The sequence below is a fragment of the Streptomyces sp. NPDC002156 genome (assembly GCF_053593675.1).
The window spans coordinates 46,013-64,368 of sequence record NZ_JBSFDA010000026.1 but is presented as its reverse complement, the minus strand read 5'-3'; the positions used below and the strand labels follow the sequence as shown (position 1 = coordinate 64,368).

At 70.6% G+C, this 18,356-nt stretch carries 17 protein-coding genes; 9 read left to right on the top strand and 8 right to left on the bottom strand.

Annotation, left to right across the window (positions count from 1 at the left end):
* Positions 1-90 precede the first annotated feature (90 nt).
* The 3 genes from ACWCRB_RS14175 to ACWCRB_RS14165 form a co-directional block, all read right to left on the bottom strand.
* Positions 91-282, bottom strand: a complete 192-nt coding sequence (locus tag ACWCRB_RS14175; RefSeq protein ID WP_369034510.1) for a DUF397 domain-containing protein — start codon at positions 280-282, stop codon at positions 91-93.
* Positions 264-1,118, bottom strand: coding sequence for a helix-turn-helix domain-containing protein (locus ACWCRB_RS14170; RefSeq protein WP_450996285.1), 855 nt, complete (start codon positions 1,116-1,118; stop codon positions 264-266). The genes ACWCRB_RS14175 and ACWCRB_RS14170 overlap by 19 nt, the downstream gene beginning before the upstream one ends.
* 145 nt (positions 1,119-1,263) lie before the next feature.
* Entirely contained in the window at positions 1,264-2,433 is a 1,170-nt protein-coding gene (locus tag ACWCRB_RS14165; protein ID WP_450996284.1) for a steroid 3-ketoacyl-CoA thiolase, read from the bottom strand.
* Positions 2,434-2,709: 276 nt separating this feature from the next.
* Between ACWCRB_RS14165 and ACWCRB_RS14160 the strand changes: the two genes are divergently transcribed.
* The 5 genes from ACWCRB_RS14160 to ACWCRB_RS14140 all read left to right on the top strand — a co-directional run bounded on the left by ACWCRB_RS14160 (position 2,710) and on the right by ACWCRB_RS14140 (position 8,782).
* Positions 2,710-3,948 (top strand): cytochrome P450, encoded by a 1,239-nt coding sequence (locus ACWCRB_RS14160; protein WP_450996283.1) that lies wholly within the window; start codon positions 2,710-2,712, stop codon positions 3,946-3,948.
* A 190-nt stretch (positions 3,949-4,138) separates the two neighbouring features.
* On the top strand, positions 4,139-4,993 hold the full coding sequence (locus tag ACWCRB_RS14155) for a phytoene/squalene synthase family protein (protein ID WP_450996282.1): 855 nt from the start codon (positions 4,139-4,141) through the stop codon (positions 4,991-4,993).
* Positions 4,994-5,139: 146 nt separating this feature from the next.
* A complete protein-coding gene (locus ACWCRB_RS14150) occupies positions 5,140-6,162 on the top strand; it encodes an AraC family transcriptional regulator (protein ID WP_450996281.1) in 1,023 nt (340 codons plus the stop codon).
* Between the two features lie 38 nt (positions 6,163-6,200).
* Positions 6,201-6,647 carry a hypothetical protein gene (locus ACWCRB_RS14145; protein WP_450996280.1) on the top strand — a complete coding sequence of 149 codons (447 nt, stop codon included), beginning with the start codon at positions 6,201-6,203 and terminating at the stop codon, positions 6,645-6,647.
* The gene (locus tag ACWCRB_RS14140) at positions 6,644-8,782 is read left to right on the top strand and encodes a hypothetical protein (RefSeq protein ID WP_450996279.1); all 2,139 of its coding nucleotides are present in this window, start codon (positions 6,644-6,646) and stop codon (positions 8,780-8,782) included. The genes ACWCRB_RS14145 and ACWCRB_RS14140 overlap by 4 nt, the downstream gene beginning before the upstream one ends.
* A gap of 23 nt (positions 8,783-8,805) precedes the next feature.
* On the opposite strand, the gene ACWCRB_RS14135 is transcribed toward ACWCRB_RS14140, so the two are convergent.
* Positions 8,806-10,857, bottom strand: coding sequence for a bifunctional glycosyltransferase 87/phosphatase PAP2 family protein (locus tag ACWCRB_RS14135; RefSeq protein ID WP_450996278.1), 2,052 nt, complete (start codon positions 10,855-10,857; stop codon positions 8,806-8,808).
* A 354-nt stretch (positions 10,858-11,211) separates the two neighbouring features.
* Here ACWCRB_RS14135 and ACWCRB_RS14130 point away from each other — a divergent pair, with 354 nt between their 5' ends.
* Together ACWCRB_RS14130 and ACWCRB_RS14125 are read left to right on the top strand one after the other, a co-directional pair.
* Positions 11,212-12,093, top strand: coding sequence for a metallophosphoesterase family protein (locus ACWCRB_RS14130; protein ID WP_450996277.1), 882 nt, complete (start codon positions 11,212-11,214; stop codon positions 12,091-12,093).
* A gap of 62 nt (positions 12,094-12,155) precedes the next feature.
* On the top strand, positions 12,156-12,827 hold the full coding sequence (locus tag ACWCRB_RS14125) for an O-methyltransferase (protein ID WP_450996276.1): 672 nt from the start codon (positions 12,156-12,158) through the stop codon (positions 12,825-12,827).
* 20 nt (positions 12,828-12,847) lie between these two features.
* Here the strand turns inward: ACWCRB_RS14125 and ACWCRB_RS14120 are convergent, their stop codons facing one another.
* Positions 12,848-13,240 carry an FHA domain-containing protein gene (locus tag ACWCRB_RS14120; RefSeq protein WP_235479480.1) on the bottom strand — a complete coding sequence of 131 codons (393 nt, stop codon included), beginning with the start codon at positions 13,238-13,240 and terminating at the stop codon, positions 12,848-12,850.
* A gap of 157 nt (positions 13,241-13,397) precedes the next feature.
* On the opposite strand from ACWCRB_RS14120, the gene ACWCRB_RS14115 reads away from it, so the two are divergent.
* The gene (locus ACWCRB_RS14115; protein WP_450996275.1) at positions 13,398-13,802 is read left to right on the top strand and encodes a DnaJ family domain-containing protein; all 405 of its coding nucleotides are present in this window, start codon (positions 13,398-13,400) and stop codon (positions 13,800-13,802) included.
* Between the two features lie 17 nt (positions 13,803-13,819).
* Here ACWCRB_RS14115 and ACWCRB_RS14110 read toward each other — a convergent pair whose 3' ends face one another.
* The 3 genes from ACWCRB_RS14110 to ACWCRB_RS14100 all read right to left on the bottom strand — a co-directional run bounded on the left by ACWCRB_RS14110 (position 13,820) and on the right by ACWCRB_RS14100 (position 17,144).
* The gene (locus ACWCRB_RS14110; protein ID WP_450996274.1) at positions 13,820-14,356 is read right to left on the bottom strand and encodes a hypothetical protein; all 537 of its coding nucleotides are present in this window, start codon (positions 14,354-14,356) and stop codon (positions 13,820-13,822) included.
* A 5-nt stretch (positions 14,357-14,361) separates the two neighbouring features.
* A complete protein-coding gene (locus ACWCRB_RS14105; protein ID WP_450996273.1) occupies positions 14,362-14,964 on the bottom strand; it encodes a hypothetical protein in 603 nt (200 codons plus the stop codon).
* 122 nt (positions 14,965-15,086) lie between these two features.
* Positions 15,087-17,144, bottom strand: coding sequence for a DHA2 family efflux MFS transporter permease subunit (locus tag ACWCRB_RS14100; protein ID WP_450996272.1), 2,058 nt, complete (start codon positions 17,142-17,144; stop codon positions 15,087-15,089).
* 185 nt (positions 17,145-17,329) lie between these two features.
* Between ACWCRB_RS14100 and ACWCRB_RS14095 the strand changes: the two genes are divergently transcribed.
* A complete protein-coding gene (locus tag ACWCRB_RS14095; RefSeq protein WP_450996271.1) occupies positions 17,330-18,286 on the top strand; it encodes a peptidoglycan-binding protein in 957 nt (318 codons plus the stop codon).
* The last annotated feature ends 70 nt before the right edge of the window (positions 18,287-18,356 follow it).

The window sequence follows — 18,356 nt, the reverse complement described above, 5'->3', positions numbered from 1 at the left end:
CGAAGTAATGTGCTGCGTAAGCCAGTTCGCCCAGCTTCCCAGCTGGCAGAACGAGGCTAGCCCAGCCTGTGCGTACGCACAGGGTTTCGATCAGGTTCGAACGGCGGCCACGAAGGAGGCCCAGGCCGGGGCGCGGAATATCAGGGCGGGAATGTCCGGCTTCTTGGAGTCACGGACCGGTACGACGGGCAGGTCGTCGGCGACTTCGAGACACTGGCCGCCCTCGGAGTTGCTGTAGCTGCTCCTGCGCCACGTCGCGGCCTTCAGGTCGATGGAACGCACGGTACTTCCTCCAGCAGCTGCCCGATGTACGTGCGCGACCCGGCAGGGGACAGAGCCAGGTCGCGCAGCGCATCGTATGCGTGCTGCAGCCGTTCAACCGGGGCGTGTTCCTGGACGAGTTCGCCCCAGTGGGCGGTCTCCACGTAGGCGACCGTACGGCCGTCCGGCAGCTTCATGAACATCACGTCGGTGCTGTCCAGACTGCACGGCCCCGCACTGAACGGGAGCACCTGGATCGTGACGTAGGGCAGCTCGGAGACCTTCAGCAGATACTCCAACTGCTCGCGCCACGCGCCCCGTTCACGCAGCGCCACGCGCAGGACGGCCTCGTACAGAATGGTGCGGAAGTGCGGGCCCCCGCCCTCCCCGGTCAGCAGCTCGGCCCGGCCGAGCCTCGCCTCGACCTGCTGGACGAGTTCCGCACCCCTGATGTCGCCCGCCGCGAGTACTTCGGTCGCGTAGCCACGGGTCTGGAGCATGCCCGGAATCCTGGTGACGCCGAAGTGCCACAGGCTCACCGCCTCGGACTCCAGCTGCATGTACTCGCGGTACTGCTCCTTGAACTCGGACTTGTCGCCGAGCGCCAGCTCCCACAGCGCCACCAGGAACCCGTCAGCGCCGAAGTACTGGTCCAGCGCCAGCACCACGTCCGCGCTGCCCAGCGTGTGGCCGTGCTCCATCTTCCCGAAGAGCGAGAAGTCCCACCCCACCTTGTCGCCCAGCTGCCGCAGACTGTCCCCGCGCTTCTCCCGCAGCGCCTTCAGCTCCTCGGCGAACCGGGCCCGTGGCTCCTGACTGCGACTCGTCACCGTACGTCGCTGTGGTCGCTGTGACATCGCGCCCTTCCCTGCGGCACCCATGGAGTCTCACGCACGGTAATCCAATGGATGCGCAGGGCACAGGAAAAACGTCAGGACACCCCCCTCTGCGGGTGATCCCTACTTCTTAGGGTGACCTTCTCTCTCAGGCTCTCGCAGATTCTCAGAGCCGCTGGATGATCGTCCCCGTGGCGAGCGCCCCGCCCGCACACATGGTGATCAGGGCGAACTCCTTGTCCGTGCGCTCCAGTTCATGGAGCGCCGTGGCGATCAGCCGGGCGCCGGTCGCCCCGACCGGATGCCCGAGGGCGATGGCCCCGCCGTTCACGTTCACCTTGTCCAGGTCCTGTCCGAAGACCTGCGTCCAGCTCAGTACGACCGAGGCGAACGCCTCATTGATCTCGATCAGGTCGATGTCCTTCAGGGTCATGCCCGCCTTGCCGAGCACCGCGCGCGTGGCGTCGATGGGACCGTCCAGATGGAAGTGCGGGTCGGCGCCCACCAGCGCCTGGGCCACGATCCGTGCCCTCGGCCGCAGCTTCAGCGCCCGGGCCATCCGCTTCGACGCCCACAGCAGCGCGGCCGAACCGTCGCTGATCTGGGAGGAGTTGCCCGCCGTGTGCACGGCGGTCGGCATGATCGGCTTGAGCCGGGCCAGCGCCTCAGCCGAGGTGTCCCGCAGCCCCTCGTCGCGGTCGACGAGCCGCCACATGCCCTGTCCGGCGCCCTGCTCCTCCTCCGTGGTGGGCACCTGGACGGCGAAGGTCTCCCGCTTGAACCGCTCCTCGGCCCACGCGACGGCCGCCCGCTCCTGCGAGAGAAGCCCCAGCCCGTCCACGTTCTCCCGGGTCAGCCCCCGCCGCCGGGCGATCCGCTCGGCCGCCTCGAACTGGTTGGGCAGATCCACGTTCCACTCGTCGGGGAAGGGCTTGCCCGGACCGTGCTTGGAGGCGGACCCCAGCGGCACCCGCGACATGGCCTCGACCCCGCAGCTGATGCCGACGTCGATGACACCCGCCGAGATCATGTTGGCGACCATGTGCGAGGCCTGCTGGGAGGAGCCGCACTGGGCGTTGACCGTCGTCGCGGCCGTCTCGTACGGCAGGCCCATGGTCAGCCAGGCCGTGCGGGTGGGGTTGGCGGACTGTTCGCCGGCCTGGGTGACCGCGCCGCCGACGATCTGTTCGACGCAGTCGGCGGGGATGCCGGTGCGGCCCAGGATCTCGCGGTAGGTCTCGCCCAGCAGATAGGCGGGGTGCAGGTTGGCGAGCGCGCCGCCGCGCCTGCCGATGGGGGTGCGCACGGCTTCGACGATCACGGGTTCCGCGGCCATGATGGGGAGTTCCTCTCCTCAGGTCACCCGCGCGGCGCGGGCGTCCCGGCCACCCGCCACGCAGAACTAGTACGCGTTCTAGTTCTGCTTGCAGTCTGCTGACGGGCCGTCCGACACCGCAACCCCCTTGCAGCGCCCGATACCACAAGCGGCGCCCGGAATTGGGGTCGTCGTGCCCCTTGCCTCTTGTAGAACCCGTTACTACCTTCACGGCACCATATTCCTGATGGACCGTCAGATGCCGTCAGATACCGTTCGGATGACGGGAGTTTTCCGATGGCGCACTGCCCCGCGCTGCCCGCAGGGTTCGACTTCACCGACCCCGATGTGCTCCAACACCGCGTGCCCCTCCCGGAGTTCGCCGAGCTGCGCGCCACCGAACCGGTCCACTGGGTGCCCCAGCACCCCGGTGTCGCGGGCTTCGCCGACGAGGGCTACTGGGCGGTGACCCGGCACGCGGACGTCAAGTACGTGTCCACACACCCGGAGTTGTTCTCGTCCACCACCAACACGGCGATCATCCGCTTCAACGAGCACATCGAGCGGGACGCGATCGACGCCCAGCGGCTGATCCTGCTCAACATGGACCCGCCCGAGCACACCCGCGTCCGCCAGATCGTGCAGCGCGGCTTCACCCCGCGCGCGATCCGCGCGCTGGAGGACAACCTGCGCAACCGCGCGCTCGCCATCGCCGCGAACGCCGCCGCCCGCACCGGCCCCTTCGACTTCGTCACCGAGGTCGCCTGCGAACTGCCCCTCCAGGCCATCGCCGAACTGATCGGCATCCCGCAGGAGGACCGGCTCAGGATCTTCGAGTGGTCCAACAAGATGATCTCGTACGACGATCCGGAGTACGCGATCACCGAGGAGGTCGGCCAGGAGTCGGCCATGGAACTCATCGCGTACGCCATGAACATGTCCGCCGATCGCAAGCAGTGCCCGGCGAAGGACATCGTCACCACGCTGGTGGCCGCCGAGAACGAGGGCAACCTCGCCTCGGACGAGTTCGGCTTCTTCGTCCTGATGCTGGCCGTGGCGGGCAACGAGACGACCCGCAACGCGATCACCCACGGGATGCACGCCTTCCTCACCCACCCCGACCAGTGGGACCTGTACAAACGCGAACGCCCGTCCACCACCGCCGAGGAGATCGTCCGCTGGGCGAGCCCCATCGTCTCCTTCCAGCGAACGGCCACCCAGGACACGGAGTTGGGCGGCCAGAAGATCAAGGAGGGCGACCGGGTCGGCCTGTTCTACTCCTCCGCCAACCGCGACCCCGAGGTCTTCGACTCCCCGGACGTCTTCGACATCACCCGCGACCCCAATCCGCACCTCGGCTTCGGCGGCGGAGGCCCGCACTTCTGCCTCGGCAAGTCCCTGGCCGCACTGGAGATCGACCTGATCTTCAACGCGCTCGCCGACGCGATGCCGGGCCTCACCCTGGTGGGAGACCCGCGCCGGCTGCGCTCGGCGTGGATCAACGGCATCAAGGAACTCCAGGTGAGCGCCGGCTGAGCCCCACCCCGCCAGACTCGGGCCGGCGGCCTCCCGGCGCCGCCGGCCCGTCCGACGTGAGGCAGGGGCTGACCCCTACGCCCCGCCCCTGCCTCCGGCCACCATCCCCCGTACACTTCACCTGCAATTGCAACTACGACGGTGAGGCGTGCCGGTGCGATCCTGGCAACGTTGTCTGGACGCGGCGGGAGTGACCAGCGGCAGTGACCGCGCCGCCTACCTGAAGGCCAAGCAGTTCATGCTGAGCCGGGAACCAGCCGGCCATCTCGCGGTACGGCTGCTGATCCCGGACCGTCTCCAGCCCCACATCCTCGCCGGATACGCGTTCGCGTCGTTCACGGACGACCTGTGCGACAAGGGCACGGTGCCGGAGCGCACGCGCCGCTACGCGGGCTGGGCCGAGCAGGTGCGCACGGCCCTGGACACGGGCAGGGCAAGCCACCCTCTCCTCCGGGCCTTCCTCCACACCGCCGAGAAACGCGAACTCCCGCGCTCCTGGGTGGACTCGTACCTGGTCGGCGCCCAGATCGACCTGGACTTCGCCGGTTTCACGACCGAGGACGACTACCAGGCGTACATAGAAACGCTCACCTGGCCGTTCCTGATGATCACCTCGGGCCTGTCGATGCCGGGCGGCGGCAGCCAGGCGTACGCGGAAAGCTGCCGCCTCCTGGCAGACGCCTGCCAGCGCACCGACTTCCTCACAGACCTGGCCGAGGACCTCCGCGACGGCCGCCTCTACCTCCCGACGGACGACCTGGAAAAACACGGCGTCACCCGACAGGACCTGGAACAGGGCAGGAACCTCCCGGGAGTCCGCTCGCTCCTCTCGGCCACAGCATCCACGGCCCACGCGACACTGCGCGAGGCGACGAGGATCATCGCCGAACTCCCGGAGGAACAACGCCCGTTGACCCGCTTCGTGATCCTCCTGCACGCCCAGCGCCTACGCCGGGCAAGCGCAATGGGGGCAGCGGTAACCCGCCGCCCAGTACGAGACGACCCGATCGCCTGCCTGCGCATATTGGTCAGGGCTCACATGTGAGGGGCGCGGAGCGCCTCCAGGGGCGCGGGGAACTGCGCGACCAGCCCCCACCGGCCCGCACCCAACAAGGACTCCCCAGTCTCAATTACGCTCTCGGACAGACCAGTTCAAGCCAGCAAGGCAGACCGGGACCGGGGTGACGCACGATGATCGGAACAGTGTTCCGCAGCGACGACGTACCGGCGGAGCACCGCTTCGACTACTGGCGGGAGCTGGTCGGCCGAACCCACGCCCCCAGCGACATGAGCAGCGAGTACACCACCGACTTCTGGGCGGAACAGCGCCTGCTGGAGCTGGGCCCGGTGACAGTGTGGCCGGCCTCGTTCCGACCGACCCGGTTCCAGCGCGACGCCCGGATGGTGCGACGGTCCGACCCGGAGCTGTACCACCTCTCCCTGGTGCTCGGCGGCGGCCTGGGAGTCGACCACGCAGGCCGGACCGACACCCACGGCCCGCAGGACCTGTACGTGATCGACACCTCGCAGCCGTACGACGTCCGCCCCCCGGCAGACCAGGACCGGCGCATGGTCACAGGGGTAGGGGTCGAGTTCCCCAAAGCGCTGCTGCCCGCGTCACCGGACCGGGTCCGGGACCTCCTGGGCAGACGGATGTCCGGACGCGACGGAGTGGGCGCCGTACTGACAGGCTTCCTCACCGGCCTGAACCAGCAGGCCGACTCCCTCCGCCCGTCCGACGCCCCACGCCTGGGCACCGCCCTGCTCGACCTGCTGCTGGCCTGGTTCGCCCATGTGCTCGACACCGAGGCGACCCTGCCCCCGGAGACCCGCGACAGAACGCTGACCGTACGCATACGGGCGTTCATCCGGCAGAACCTCCACGACCCGGAACTCACCCCGCCCGTGATCGCCGCCGCCCATCACATCTCCGTCAGCTATCTGCACCGCCTCTTCCAGGACCAGACGCAGGACCAGACGCAGGGTGAGACCGTCGCGGCCTGGATCCGCACCCGGCGACTGGAAGGCGCCCGCCGCGACCTGGCGGACCCCGCCCTGCGCGCCGTGCCCGTGCACACCATCGCCGCCCGCTGGGGCCTGCCCCGCCCCGCCCACTTCAGCCGGGCCTTCCGCACCACCTACGGCGTACCGCCCACCGAGTACCGACTCCGGGCGGCGGCGACGCCACCCCCACCACACGGCACCGTGAACTAAGGTCCCGTCATCGGTATGGATCAAGGGAGCGACCGGAGATGCTGGCAGAGGCGATGATCGCGGCGGCCGCCGCAGCGGGCACGACGGTTGTGCAGAGCGCGAGTTCGGACCTGTGGACCGCGTTCCGGGACCGGTGCGCCCGGATCATCGGCCGTGGGGATCCGGCCCGGGAGAACGACGCGCTGGAGCGGCTCGACCAGACCGCCGCCGTACTGGACGCCGCCGACGAGGAGGAGTCCGGGCGGGTCCGGGATCTTCAAGTCGGCCTCTGGCAGGGGCGGTTCGAGTCGCTGCTGGAGAGTCTTGAGCAGCCCGAGCGCGAACGCCTGGTCGCCGAACTCCGGGCGCTGGCCGAGGAGTCGACGCCGGAGCAGGCCGGCCGGGGTGTGGTGTCCGGCAACACCTTCCACGGCCCCACGGCGGTCCAGGTGGGCGACCACAACCACCAGGACGTCCACTTCGGATCCACCGGACCCACCGGATGACCGACACCGACCCGGACAGACCGACCGCAGTACCCGACCAGCCGGACAAGCCGGACAAGCCGGTCCAGTCCACGGAGTTGAAGGGCAACACCTTCCACGGCCCCACCGCCCTCCAGGTCGGCACCGGCAACACCATGAACGTCCGCTACGACGTCACCCCGCCCACTCCCCTCGATGCGGCGGCCGACGAACTGGCCACGGTCGTGCGCCGCCAGTGGGAGCGGGAGGCCGGACTCCGCCGGCTCCTCGAACCCGCCCCGCTGCCCGTCCGCTGGCAGGTGAGCGACCGCAAGGTGGCCGGCCGGGTCACCGGCGCCACCGCCGAGGGCGCCCGCGCCCGCTTCGCCCCGCTGCCGGGGCTCGTCCCCGCCACCCGCGACGGCCTGCGGGAGGGCGGCGGTCCGGGCGAACTGCACGCCGTCTACGGCGGGTTGGCCTCCGGGCGGCTCCTCCTCGTCGGCCCGCCCGCGGCCGGCAAGACGGCCGCCGCCGTGCTCCTGCTCCTCGACGCGCTCCGGTACCGCGCGAACACCGCCTCGCCCGACCTCCGTCGCCTCGTCCCCGTGCCGGTGATGCTGTCGCTGCACGGCTGGGACCCGGCCGCCGAGAGCCCGGCCGACTGGGCGGCGGGCCGACTGTCCCGCGAGTACACCCTGTTCCGGGGCCGGGGCGGCCGCGTCCGCGCGCGCGAACTGCTGGAGTCCGGCCGTATCGCGCTGTTCCTGGACGCCCTGGACGAGGTCGGCGGCAAGCTGCGTACGGCCATGGTGCGCGCGCTGGAGTCCGCCGACTTCCGCCTCGTCCTCGTGTCCCGCTCGAAGGAGGCTGTGCTCGCCTCCAGACGGGCCCGGCTGAGCGGTGCCGTGGCGCTGGAGATCCTTCCCGTGCGCCCCGCCGACGCCGCCGCGTATCTCCTCGGCCCGCTCCCCGAGCCGCCCCCGCCCGCCTGGGCGGCACTCACTCGCGCGCTCCTCGACGCACCCGACAGCGCCGTCGCCCGCGCCCTCTCCAGTCCCCTCGCCATCAGCCTCCTCCGTGACGTCTACGGCGACTCCGACCCGGTCGACGAGCTCCTCGACCCCGCCCGCTTCCCCACGCCCCGCGCCGTCGAGGACCATCTCCTCGACCACGCCGTCATCGCCGCGTACACCGCCCGGCCGGGACGGCCGCGCCCCCGGCACTCCCCCGAGGCGGCCGACCGGGCCCTGCGTCATCTGGCCGTCCGCCTCACCGAGCAGGGCACGCGGGATCTGCTCTGGTGGCACATCCCCAGCTGGACGGACCGCCGCCCCCGGGCGATCGCCGTCGGAGCCGTCGTCGGTCTGCTGTACGGCGTGGCCACCTTCTTCCTGTCCCTGCGGCTGTCGGGTCCCGTGTGGGCGGGCGTGATGGGGCCCGCCTCCGCGATCGTGGCCGGGTGCGCGGGCGGGCTGCTGAGCCTCCGCAGCGGCGATCCGCAGCCGTTGCCGAGCGCCGGATGGCGGGACATATTCGGTCGTACGGCCGTCCGGAGGGGCGTCGTCCAGTGGCTCGTGACCGCGGTCGTCATCTGGCTGTGCCTCGGGTTCGGGCCACTGATGGACCCCGGCCTGCCCGCCTGGCTCTGCTTCCTCTCCACGATTCCGACCGGCTTCGCCACGACCCTGATCTACGGCCGCGGCATCGAACTCGTCGCCGGGAACTTCCTCGGCCGTGGCGCGAAGCGCTGGTTCGACGATGTCAAGCAGGACCACGACCACACGGCCCCGCCCGTGGTGGACAGCCGGTCCGTCGGCCCCCGGGAGGTGTGGCTGCACCACATCGGGCTGCGGCTCCTGCTCGGTCTGGCGGTCGGCCTCTCGGTCGCCCTGCTCATCGTGCCCGTCTCCATCTGGCAGCGCGGTTTCTGGACCAGCGCCGCGTTCGGCCTCGGCGCCGGTCTCTGGGTGGGCCTCGCATCGGGCCCCGTGACCAACCTGGGAGTCGCCACGGCCATGACCGCCGTACAGCTCTCCGCCGCCGAGGGCACCCCCGTACGCCTGATGTCGTTCCTGGAGGACGCCCGCCGCCGCAACCTCCTGCGGGCGACGGGCCCGGCGTACCAGTTCCGCCACGCCAGGCTCCAGGAACGGCTGGCGCTGCCTCGCTCCCGGTGACCGACCGGGTACCCGGTACCCGGTCAGTTCCGGCTTGTCGCCGCCGAGGTCAGCTGTGGTTCGTCGTCCTTCTCCGCCGCCGCCACGACCGTACGGGCGCGCGGCCCCATGAACACGTACGACAGCCCGAACCCGGCGAGCACCACCGCCGCCCCGCCCACCGCGTCCAGCACCCAGTGGTTGCCGGTGGCGACGATCGCGGAGACGGTGAAGAACGGATGCAGCAGGCCCAGCGCCTTCATCCACCACTTGGGCGCGACGATCGCGATGACGAGCCCGCACCACAGCGACCACCCGAAGTGCAGCGAGGGCATCGCGGCGTACTGGTTGGTCAGCGCGGTGAGCGTGCCGTAGTCCGGCTTGGAGAAGTCCTGGACGCCGTGCACGGTGTCGATGATGCCGAGGCCCGGCATCAGGCGCGGCGGCGCCAGCGGGTAGAGCCAGAACCCGACCAGGGCGAGCAGCGTCGCGAACCCGAGGGACGCGCGGGCCCACCGGTAGTCGACGGGCCGCCGCCAGTACAGGATGCCGAGCACGCTCAGCGGCACCACGAAGTGGAACGACGTGTAGTAGAAGTCGAAGAAGTTCCGCAGCCAGTCGACCTTCACGACCGCGTGGTTGACCCAGTGCTCGATGTCGATGTACAGGAACTTCTCGATGTCGTGGATCTGGTGACCGTGGGCTTCGGCGGTGGTCCGGCCGCCGGTGGTCGTCCCGCCGGTCGCGGCGAGCCGGACCTTCTGGTAGGCGGCGTACGTGACCCGGATCAGCAGCAGTTCGAGCAGCAGGTTCGGGCGGGTGAGCACCCGGCGCATGAACGGCAGCAGCGGAACCCGCTTGAAGCGGGCGGGTACCGGCGCCGCGTAGTCCGTGGGGATCGGTCTGCGGTAGTACTCCGAGGTCCGGGACAGGAACGGTACGACGGTGGCGGCGGCGATCGCGGCCAGCAGCACGATGTTGTCGCGGACCGGGTACAGCGCGCCCATGTTCGGGATGACCATCTTGGCGGGCAGCGTCATCACGATGACGACGGCGACCGGCCACATGTAGCGGTCGGAGGCCCGCTTGCCGACCCGCCCGACGACCGCGAGCAGCACCCACAGCAGCTGGTGCTGCCAGGTGGTCGGCGATACGGCGATGGCGGCGCACCCGGTGATCGCGACGGCCAGCAGCAACTGCCCGTCCTGCGCGTACCGCACGGCCCGGCGCAGACCGAGGACGGCAACCCCGGCACCCAGCACCAGGAACAGGGTGATCTCGAGCGGGCCCTCGACGCCCAGCCGCAGCAGCGCGCCGTGCAGGGACTGGTTGGCGAGGTCGTCGGCGGCGCCGCCGAGGCCGGCCCCGCCCATGTGGTGGACCCAGTAGGTGTAGGAGTCGTCCGCCATCGTGACCCACGCGAGCGCGGTGCAGGCGGCGAAGGTGATCCCGGCGGAGGCGGCGGCCCGGCGCCGGCCGGTGAACCACAGCAGCGGCGCGAACAGCAGCACGGTCGGCTGGAGGGCCGCCGCGAGGCCGATCAGGGCGCCGGCGGCGCGTTCCTCACGGGCGACGAAGCAGCCGAGCAGGACCAGCAGGACGGGGATGATGCTGGTCTGGCCGAGGTGGAGGGCGTTGCGCACGGGCAGCGACAGCATGAGCAGGCTGATCGCGACGGGCGCGGCGAGCAGCGCGGTACGGCGGCTCACGGGCTTCGGCAGGGCACGCGCGGCGACCGCGCCGAGGGCGACGACCAGGAGCAGCGAGCCGAAGGTCCAGCCCCAGCCGAGGGCCTGCTCGGCGGCCCGGGTGAGCGGCTTGAGGACGAGCCCGCCGAAGGGCGTGCCGGTGAACTGCGTCGAGTCGTAGAGCGAGCCGTTCACATGCAGGACGCCGTTTGGCCCGACCCACGTCTCCAGATCCGTCAGCCGGTCCGTCTTCGGGGTACTGAGGACGGCGGCCACCTGTCGTACCGCGAGGACGGCGACGAAGAGCCAGAGCGCCACGCGGGCCGCCTTCAGCCGTGCCTGCGCCGTCCCGGCGGCGCCCACTCCGAAGGCACCTCCCGCTCTACCACCGTGCTCTGCGTTTGCCACGCGCCGTAGGCCTCCCGCCCATTCGTCCCGTACGCCCCATGGGCACCATGCGTCCCACGCGTCTCATCCTGTACGAATCCCAAGAGAATCGCACTGGCTCCGATGAGAGACGCGAGCCACCCCCTCTTTACCTGAGAGGCCCCTGCTTTTTGTCCGGATGACGATAGCGGGCCCCGGGTTCACTTCCCTCCCCCGATCACGACCCAGATCGCACAGAGACGGGAAACCGCCCGGTTTCAGGCCGGATCGGACACCACCCGCCCGAGGACGACCATGGTCCGTCCGACCGCTCCCCGCCCGGCCTCACCGGAAATTCCCGGCTCCCCGCATGCGGGCGGGAGTAGCGTCGACCGGATGCGGATCCTGCATCTCTCCGACACGCACATCAACCACGCCGGCGCACCCAACCGGCACGGCGTCGACACCACCGAGTCGCTGCACCGGATGCTGACCGACGCACGGCATCTCACGGACCTCGGGGCCGTCGTCGTCAGCGGGGATCTCGCGGACAGCGGGGCACCCGAGGAGTACGCGGTCGTACGGGACCTCGTGGGCGCGTTCGCCCGGGAGCGGGGCATCCCGGTGTTCTGCACCACCGGCAACCACGACGAGCGCACGGCCTTCGCGAAGGCGCTGGGCAGCGGGCACCTGGATGCGGCGGGGCAGGACCGGGCCGACGCCCGGTTCTCCTCCCCCGAGGGCGAGTTGGCGGCGGCCAGCATGGTCGACGGCCATCGGATCGTCACGCTCGACTCGCTCGTCCCCGGCAAGGTGTACGGGTATCTCGGCGCCGCCCAACTGGCCTGGCTGCGCGAGCTGTTGCGCACCCCGGCACCGCACGGCACGACGGTCGTGCTGCACCATCCGCCGGTCGCCCTCGACAACGCGCTCCAGAAGGCGCTGGGACTGGGCAACCCGGCGGACCTGGCCGACGCCGTGCGCGGCAGCGACGTACGGCTGATCCTGGCGGGCCACTTCCACGTCCAGCTCATGGGGTTCCTTGAGTCGGTGCCGGTGTGGGTGACGCCGGGGGTGTACAACCGGATCGACCTGACCGGCCCGCCGGACACGGGACGGGCGGTGCGCGGGGCCTCGGCCACGCTCGTCGACCTGGGCTCGCCGCACGGCCCGCTGCTGCACACGCTGCACGCCCGCGACCCGCGTGCGGGCGAGACGATCAGCGAACTCGACGGGGCGCAGATCACCGACGTGATCGCCCGCGAGGGCTACAAATAACTCGGCACACACTTCGTACTTCGTACTTCGCACCTCGGTCCCGAACGGAAGGTACGGCTCTCATGAGCGAGTCCCAGCGCTGGGATGACGTCGACGACTACTTCACCACTCTCCTGGCCCCGGCCGACGACGCCCTGGAGGCGGCACTGCGCGACAGCGACGCCGAGGGGCTGCCGCACATCAACGTCGCGCCGAACCAGGGCAAGCTGCTCCAGCTGCTCGCCCAGATCCAGGGCGCCCGCAACATCCTGGAGATCGGCACGCTCGGCGGCTACAGCACCATCTGGCTGGGCCGCGCGCTCCCGGCCGACGGCCGGCTGGTCACCCTGGAGTACGACGGGAAGCACGCCGAGGTCGCCCGCCGCAACCTCGCCCGGGCCGGCCTCGACACCATCGCCGAGGTGCGCACGGGCCCCGCCCTGGAGTCGCTGCCCAAGCTGGCCGACGAGAACCCCGAGCCCTTCGACCTGGTCTTCATCGACGCCGACAAGGTCAACAACCCGCACTACGTCGAGTGGGCCGTCCGGCTCACCACCACGGGCAGCCTGATCATCGTCGACAACGTGGTGCGCGAGGGCGCGGTGACCGACCCGGACTCCACCGACCCGAGCGTGCGCGGCACCCGCGCCGCCCTCCAACTCATCGCCGAGCACCCGAGGTTGAGCGGCACGGCGGTCCAGACGGTGGGCAGCAAGGGGTACGACGGCTTCGCGCTGGCGCGGGTCGTGGCGTAACCGGGAGTCCCCGCCCGGCCTCAACCCTCGTGGTAGAAGCCCACGTTGACGCTGCGCGGCCCGGTGCGGTCCTGGACGATGATCTCTCCGGCACCGCCCCGGGGCAGCGGCACGCTCCCGCCGTACGGCACGGTCTGGGCGTACTCGCCGACCACCAGCCGGACTTCGGAGGACGGGTCGGACTGGGAGCCCTGGAGCCACGAGAGGTGCCAGGTGTTGTCGGGGCCGCACAGGAACTCCAGGTGGACCCGTGAGACGAACAGCCAGTCGTCGGGGGTGACGAGACGGCACACCGCCTTGTCCCGGCCCACCCGCATGATGGCCCCCGGTTCGCTGGGCGCCTCGGCCATGAGCATGCCGGCCGTGGCGCCGGCTTCCGTCCCTGAGACGGTCGCCATGGTGAGTTCGAGCACGTGCGCTCCTTCTGAACGGTCACAAGAAGTGACCCGACCGGTCCTCGCGGAACAGTCGTTGCTGAACAGTCCCTGTACGGCAGCCATGTTGCCGTACCGCCGCCGCATGATAAATCGCCCCATCGTCCGGTTGTGCGAGGTCCGGCACAATGGACACATGACCGAACGCAAACCACCTGGTGTGAGTTTCGAGTCCTGGGTCGACAGACAGATCCGCGAGGCGGAGGCGCGCGGGGAGTTCGCGGAGCTTCCCGGAGTGGGCAAGCCGCTGTCCGAGGGTCCTGACACCTCGTACGACGAACTGTGGTGGGTCAAGCAGAAGATGGCCCGCGAGGGGCTGTCGGTCCTGCCGCCGACGCTGGCCCTGCGCAAGGAGGCGGAGGACGCGCTGGCGGCGGCGCACAGGGCCCCCTCCGAGGGGGCGGTCCGCCGGATCCTGACGGAGATCAACGCCAAGATCCGCGACATGATGTTCAAGCCGCCGCCCGGCCCCCCGCTGGGCCTCAAGCCGTACGACGTCGACGAGGTCGTACGGCAGTGGCGGGAGGCACGGGCGAAGTAGCCGGGGGCTCGGCCGTCTCAGCTGTGGAGCAGGCGTTCCGCCAGTTCCCGGTAGTCGCGCAGGGCGAGGCGGAGCTTCTCGGTGTCGCCGGTGTCGCCACCGGACTGCCAGGACCCGCGTACGGTCCGGCGGGTGCGCTCCACGGCCTCCGTGAACCGCTCGGTGACCTCCGCCAGTACGCGGTCGGCCTCCTCGACGGAGTCCTGGGGACCGTCCACGAACCCGGTGACGGCGTGCTGGAGCCGCAGCGTGAGCTTGTCCCGCTCGTCCTGCGCGAGCAGCGCGATCCCCTGGGAGGACTGTGCCGACCGGGCGGACTGGGAGGACTGGGCGGACTGTGCCGACGACGGCCGGGCCTCGTGGGTCCGGGCGGGGGCCGGCGGGGCGGACGGCGGCGGTACGGCGGGGGTGCCGGCCGGCTTCTCCGCGCGCGGGTCGGTCTTGTCGGTGCCCGTACCCGTACCCGTACGCAGGTCCGGCTTCTCCGTCTGCGGGTCCGGCTTCGACGTCTGCGTGTCCGGGCGCTTCACGTCCCGGTTCTCGATGTCCGTCATGTGGGTCAACTCCCCTTTAACTGCAGCTTGTTGAGTCGTGACTTGGACTTCGGCCGGGGGTGCTCCTGCTGGCCGACCAGGTCGTCGAAGAAGGCGCGGGCCTCGATCATGGCCGTGCGCATCTCCTCCGTGTCGGGCTGGTTCTCTTGGGCGGCGCTGTGCACGCGCCGGTAACCGTGCACATGCTGGGCGTGGTGCACGGAGAGCGCGTCGAGCTGGTCCTCGTACTGGCCGCCGTCGGGGAAGCCACGGGCGCCGGCCAGCTCGGCGAGGAGCAGGTCCGCGTCGGCGACCGCCTGCTGCGGCGACTCGACGAAGTGTTCCTGCGCGGCTGCCCAGCGGGCCGCGAACCGTTCGCGCTCGGCGGGCTCCAGCGGACGTTCCCGCAGGTCGCCGTGGCGTTGGACGCGTTCTTCGAGTTCGTGGTCGGCCGCCTTGGTGTCCCCGTCGTGACGGGAGACGGCCCGCTCGTACTCGGGCCCGAAGCGCCGTTTCAGATTCCGTGGGCCGTGGGTACCGGCGGCCCGCCGGTTCAGGGTGACCGCGCCCACGGCGAGGGCCGCGACGACGACGATCACGATCAGAACGATGAACACTCCTGTGGACATGAATGCCTTCCGGATCTCCTCGACCGATTGCTCGTCCCGACCGATTGCTCGTCGGACGACTTCTCGTCAGAATCCGGGTTGCCCCGAAGGCCCTCTCCAAACTGGACAGCCTCGGCCGGGCGTCAACCGGGCCTGTCCGCCGAGCCGTTGTGCGGCTGTTCCGCGTCCGAGCCGCACAGCTCCTCGTTCAGCAGCTTCACCAGCTGGACCAGGTCGGTGGGCCGGTCCGGTCCCCACCAGTCGCCCAGCAGCTCGGCCAGGGACTCCTCACGGGCCTGCGCGAGCCGTTCGGCGACCTCGCGGCCCTCGTCGGTGAGGACCATGTCGAGGCCCTCGCGCACACCGAGCCGCCGTTCCTCGACCTGCCGGGCGGCCTCGATGATCACGGTCAGCGGTACGGAGCTGCGCTCGGCCAGCACCGAGGGCTCGGCCCAGCCGTACCGCCGGATGCGCAGCAGCAGCCAGCTGGCCGCCGGGTAGAGGTCGTAGCCGGCCCGTGCGGTGATGGTCCGGTAGATCTCGCGGCGCCCCTCGCGGGTGCCGAGCACGGACAGCGCACGGCACACCTCGTCGTACGACGACCGCTGGACGGGGTTGCTGGCGAGGGTCTCGGTGACGTCGGGGGCGGTCACCGAGCCGCGCAGCCGGTCCTCGCGCAGGAACCAGGCGAGGACGAAGCCGAGAACGGCGACCGGGGCGGCGTACAGGAAGACGTCGGTGATGGCGGACGCGTACGCCTCCAGGGCGGCCGGGCGCACGGCCGAGGGGAGGGCGGCGATGCCGCGCGGGTCGGCCTCCAGGGCGTCCACCGAGACCCCGGTGGGCAGTTGTACGCCCCGGAAGGCGTCCGTGAGCTTGTCGCCGAGCCGACTGGAGAAGACCGTACCGAAGACGGCCACGCCGAAGGAGGCGCCGATGGACCGGAAGAAGGTGGCGCCGGAGGTGGCGACGCCCAGGTCCTCGTACGAGACCGCGTTCTGCACGATCAGCACCAGGACCTGCATGACCAGGCCGAGGCCCAGGCCGAAGACGAGGAAGTAGGCGCTCATCTCGCCGGTGGAGCTGTGCTCGTCGAGCCGGTGGAGCAGGAGGAGGCCGAGGGCGGTGACGCCGGTGCCGGCGATGGGGAACACCTTCCAGCGGCCCGTCCGGCTGACGATCTGCCCGGAGACGGTGGAGGCGACGAGCAGCCCGAGCACCATCGGCAGCATGTGCACGCCGGACATGGTCGGGGAGACGCCCTGGACGACCTGGAGGAACGTCGGCAGATAGGTCATCGCGCCGAACATGGCGAAGCCGACGATGAAGCTGATGACGGCGGTGAGGGTGAAGGTGCGCAGCCGGAACAGCTTGAGCGGAAGGACGGGCTCGGCGGCCCGCCGCTCGACGAGAACGAAGCAAAGGGCGAGAACGACCCCCAGCACCGCCAGACCGACGATCCGCGCCGAGCCCCACCCCCAGGAGGCACCGAGCGAGGTGACGAGGATCAGACAGGTGGCGACGGAGGCGATGAGGAGGGTGCCGAGGTAGTCGATGACATGCCGTTCGGACCGGCGCGGGATGCGCAGGACGGTCGCGATGACGGCGAGGGCGACGGCGCCGACGGGCAGGTTGACGTAGAACACCCAACGCCAGCTGAGGTGTTCGGTGAAGAGCCCGCCGAGCAGCGGCCCGAGCACGCTGGTCGCTCCGAAGACGGCACCGAACAGCCCCTGGTAGCGCCCGCGTTCACGCGGCGGGACGAGATCCCCCACGATCGCCATCGACAGCACCATCAGCCCACCGCCGCCGAGCCCCTGAAGCGCCCGGAATCCGATCAACTGGGGCATGTTCTGCGCCATACCGCAGAGCGCGGAGCCGATGAGAAAGATCACGATCGCGGCCTGGAACAACCGTTTCCGGCCGTACTGGTCGCCGAGCTTGCCCCAGAGGGGGGTCGCGGCGGTGGAGGCGAGCAGATAGGCGGTGACCACCCACGACAGGTGGTCCATGCCGCCGAGGTCGCTGACGATGGTCGGCAGCGCGGTCGACACGATGGTCTGGTCGAGGGCGGCGAGCAGCATGCCGAGCAGCAGGGCACCGATGGAGACGAGAACGTTCCCGGGCACGTGTTCGGGCCCGGGAGCCGTCCGCCTTTCGTCCGCCACATCTCCCGTCCTACCGCGCGCTTCCCCGGCCATGAAGTCCTCCAGTGACTCTCGTTACACCCCCATCGTGGGTGGTGTGACCGGTTATGGCCTGTCGAATCCCCACGAGATTCGGCGGAACCCCGGATTCCGGGGGCTTACGGGAGATGGTGTGAAGGAGCGCCGGATAATCTCTGGGATTCGTACGGGGGTTCGTACGGGGAAGGAACAGACGCGCAGTGAACGATCCGAAGGGGCATGTGTGTCCGGAGTGCGGCGCGCCCCGGGGAGCCGACAACACGCCCTCCTGCGCCTGCGCCGAACGCGCGGCCGACGCCCACATAGAGAACCGCACGGCGGAGGCAGCGGCGGCGGAGGATTTCGATCCCCTGCGCATACGCCCGTACGTGGAACTGACCCCGGAGACCCCCGCAGCACCGCCCGACCCGGCGACGGACGTGACGATGCCGATGCCGGCGGTGCCCCCGGACCCCGGCTGGGCGGACGAGGCGGCGACGGCGGCGATACCGGCGGTGCCGGCACTACCGCTGCCCCCGGACACCCCCACCGAGGACGACGAGCAGACTGAAGGGCCGGGCAACCGCCCCCGGATCCTCCTCCTCGGCGCCGCCGGAGCGGTCATCGCGATACTGGCGGCGGGCGGACTGGCCGGCGGGATGTTCACGTACGACAAGCCGTCCCGGAACAACACGGCCGCCCAGGACGTACGGGAGAGCGTGCCGGCCGCGACGACCAGCGCGGCATCTCCCACCCCCTCGAGCAGCCCCACAGCATCGAGGTCGGCGTCCCCCTCCCCGACCCCGACCCCCAGCGAGACCTTGCCCCCCACCCCCACCCTCACATCCGCCGCCCCGACCCCGACCAGGTCCGCCACCCCGAGCCAGGCCCCCACGACCGCCCAGGCCACCGGCACGATCTCCCCGGACCCCGGCGACGACGACAAGGAAACCGCCCCCGTCCTACGCCCCGGCGACACGGGCGACGAGGTCCTCGAACTCCAGCTGCGACTCCGCCAGTTGGCGCTCTACGTCAACGACCTCGACGGCGTATACGACGACAACGTCGAAAACGCGGTGACCGCCTACCAGACGACCCGCAACATCGACGCAGAGGAACCGGGCGTGTACGACAGGACGACCCGCGAGCGGCTCGAATCCGAAACGACAGAACCGTGAGGCTGCGCGGGCGGCGCGGGGCGCCAAACACGCGAGAGCGGTAGACGGGCCCGCTTTCAGGGGGCGGCAC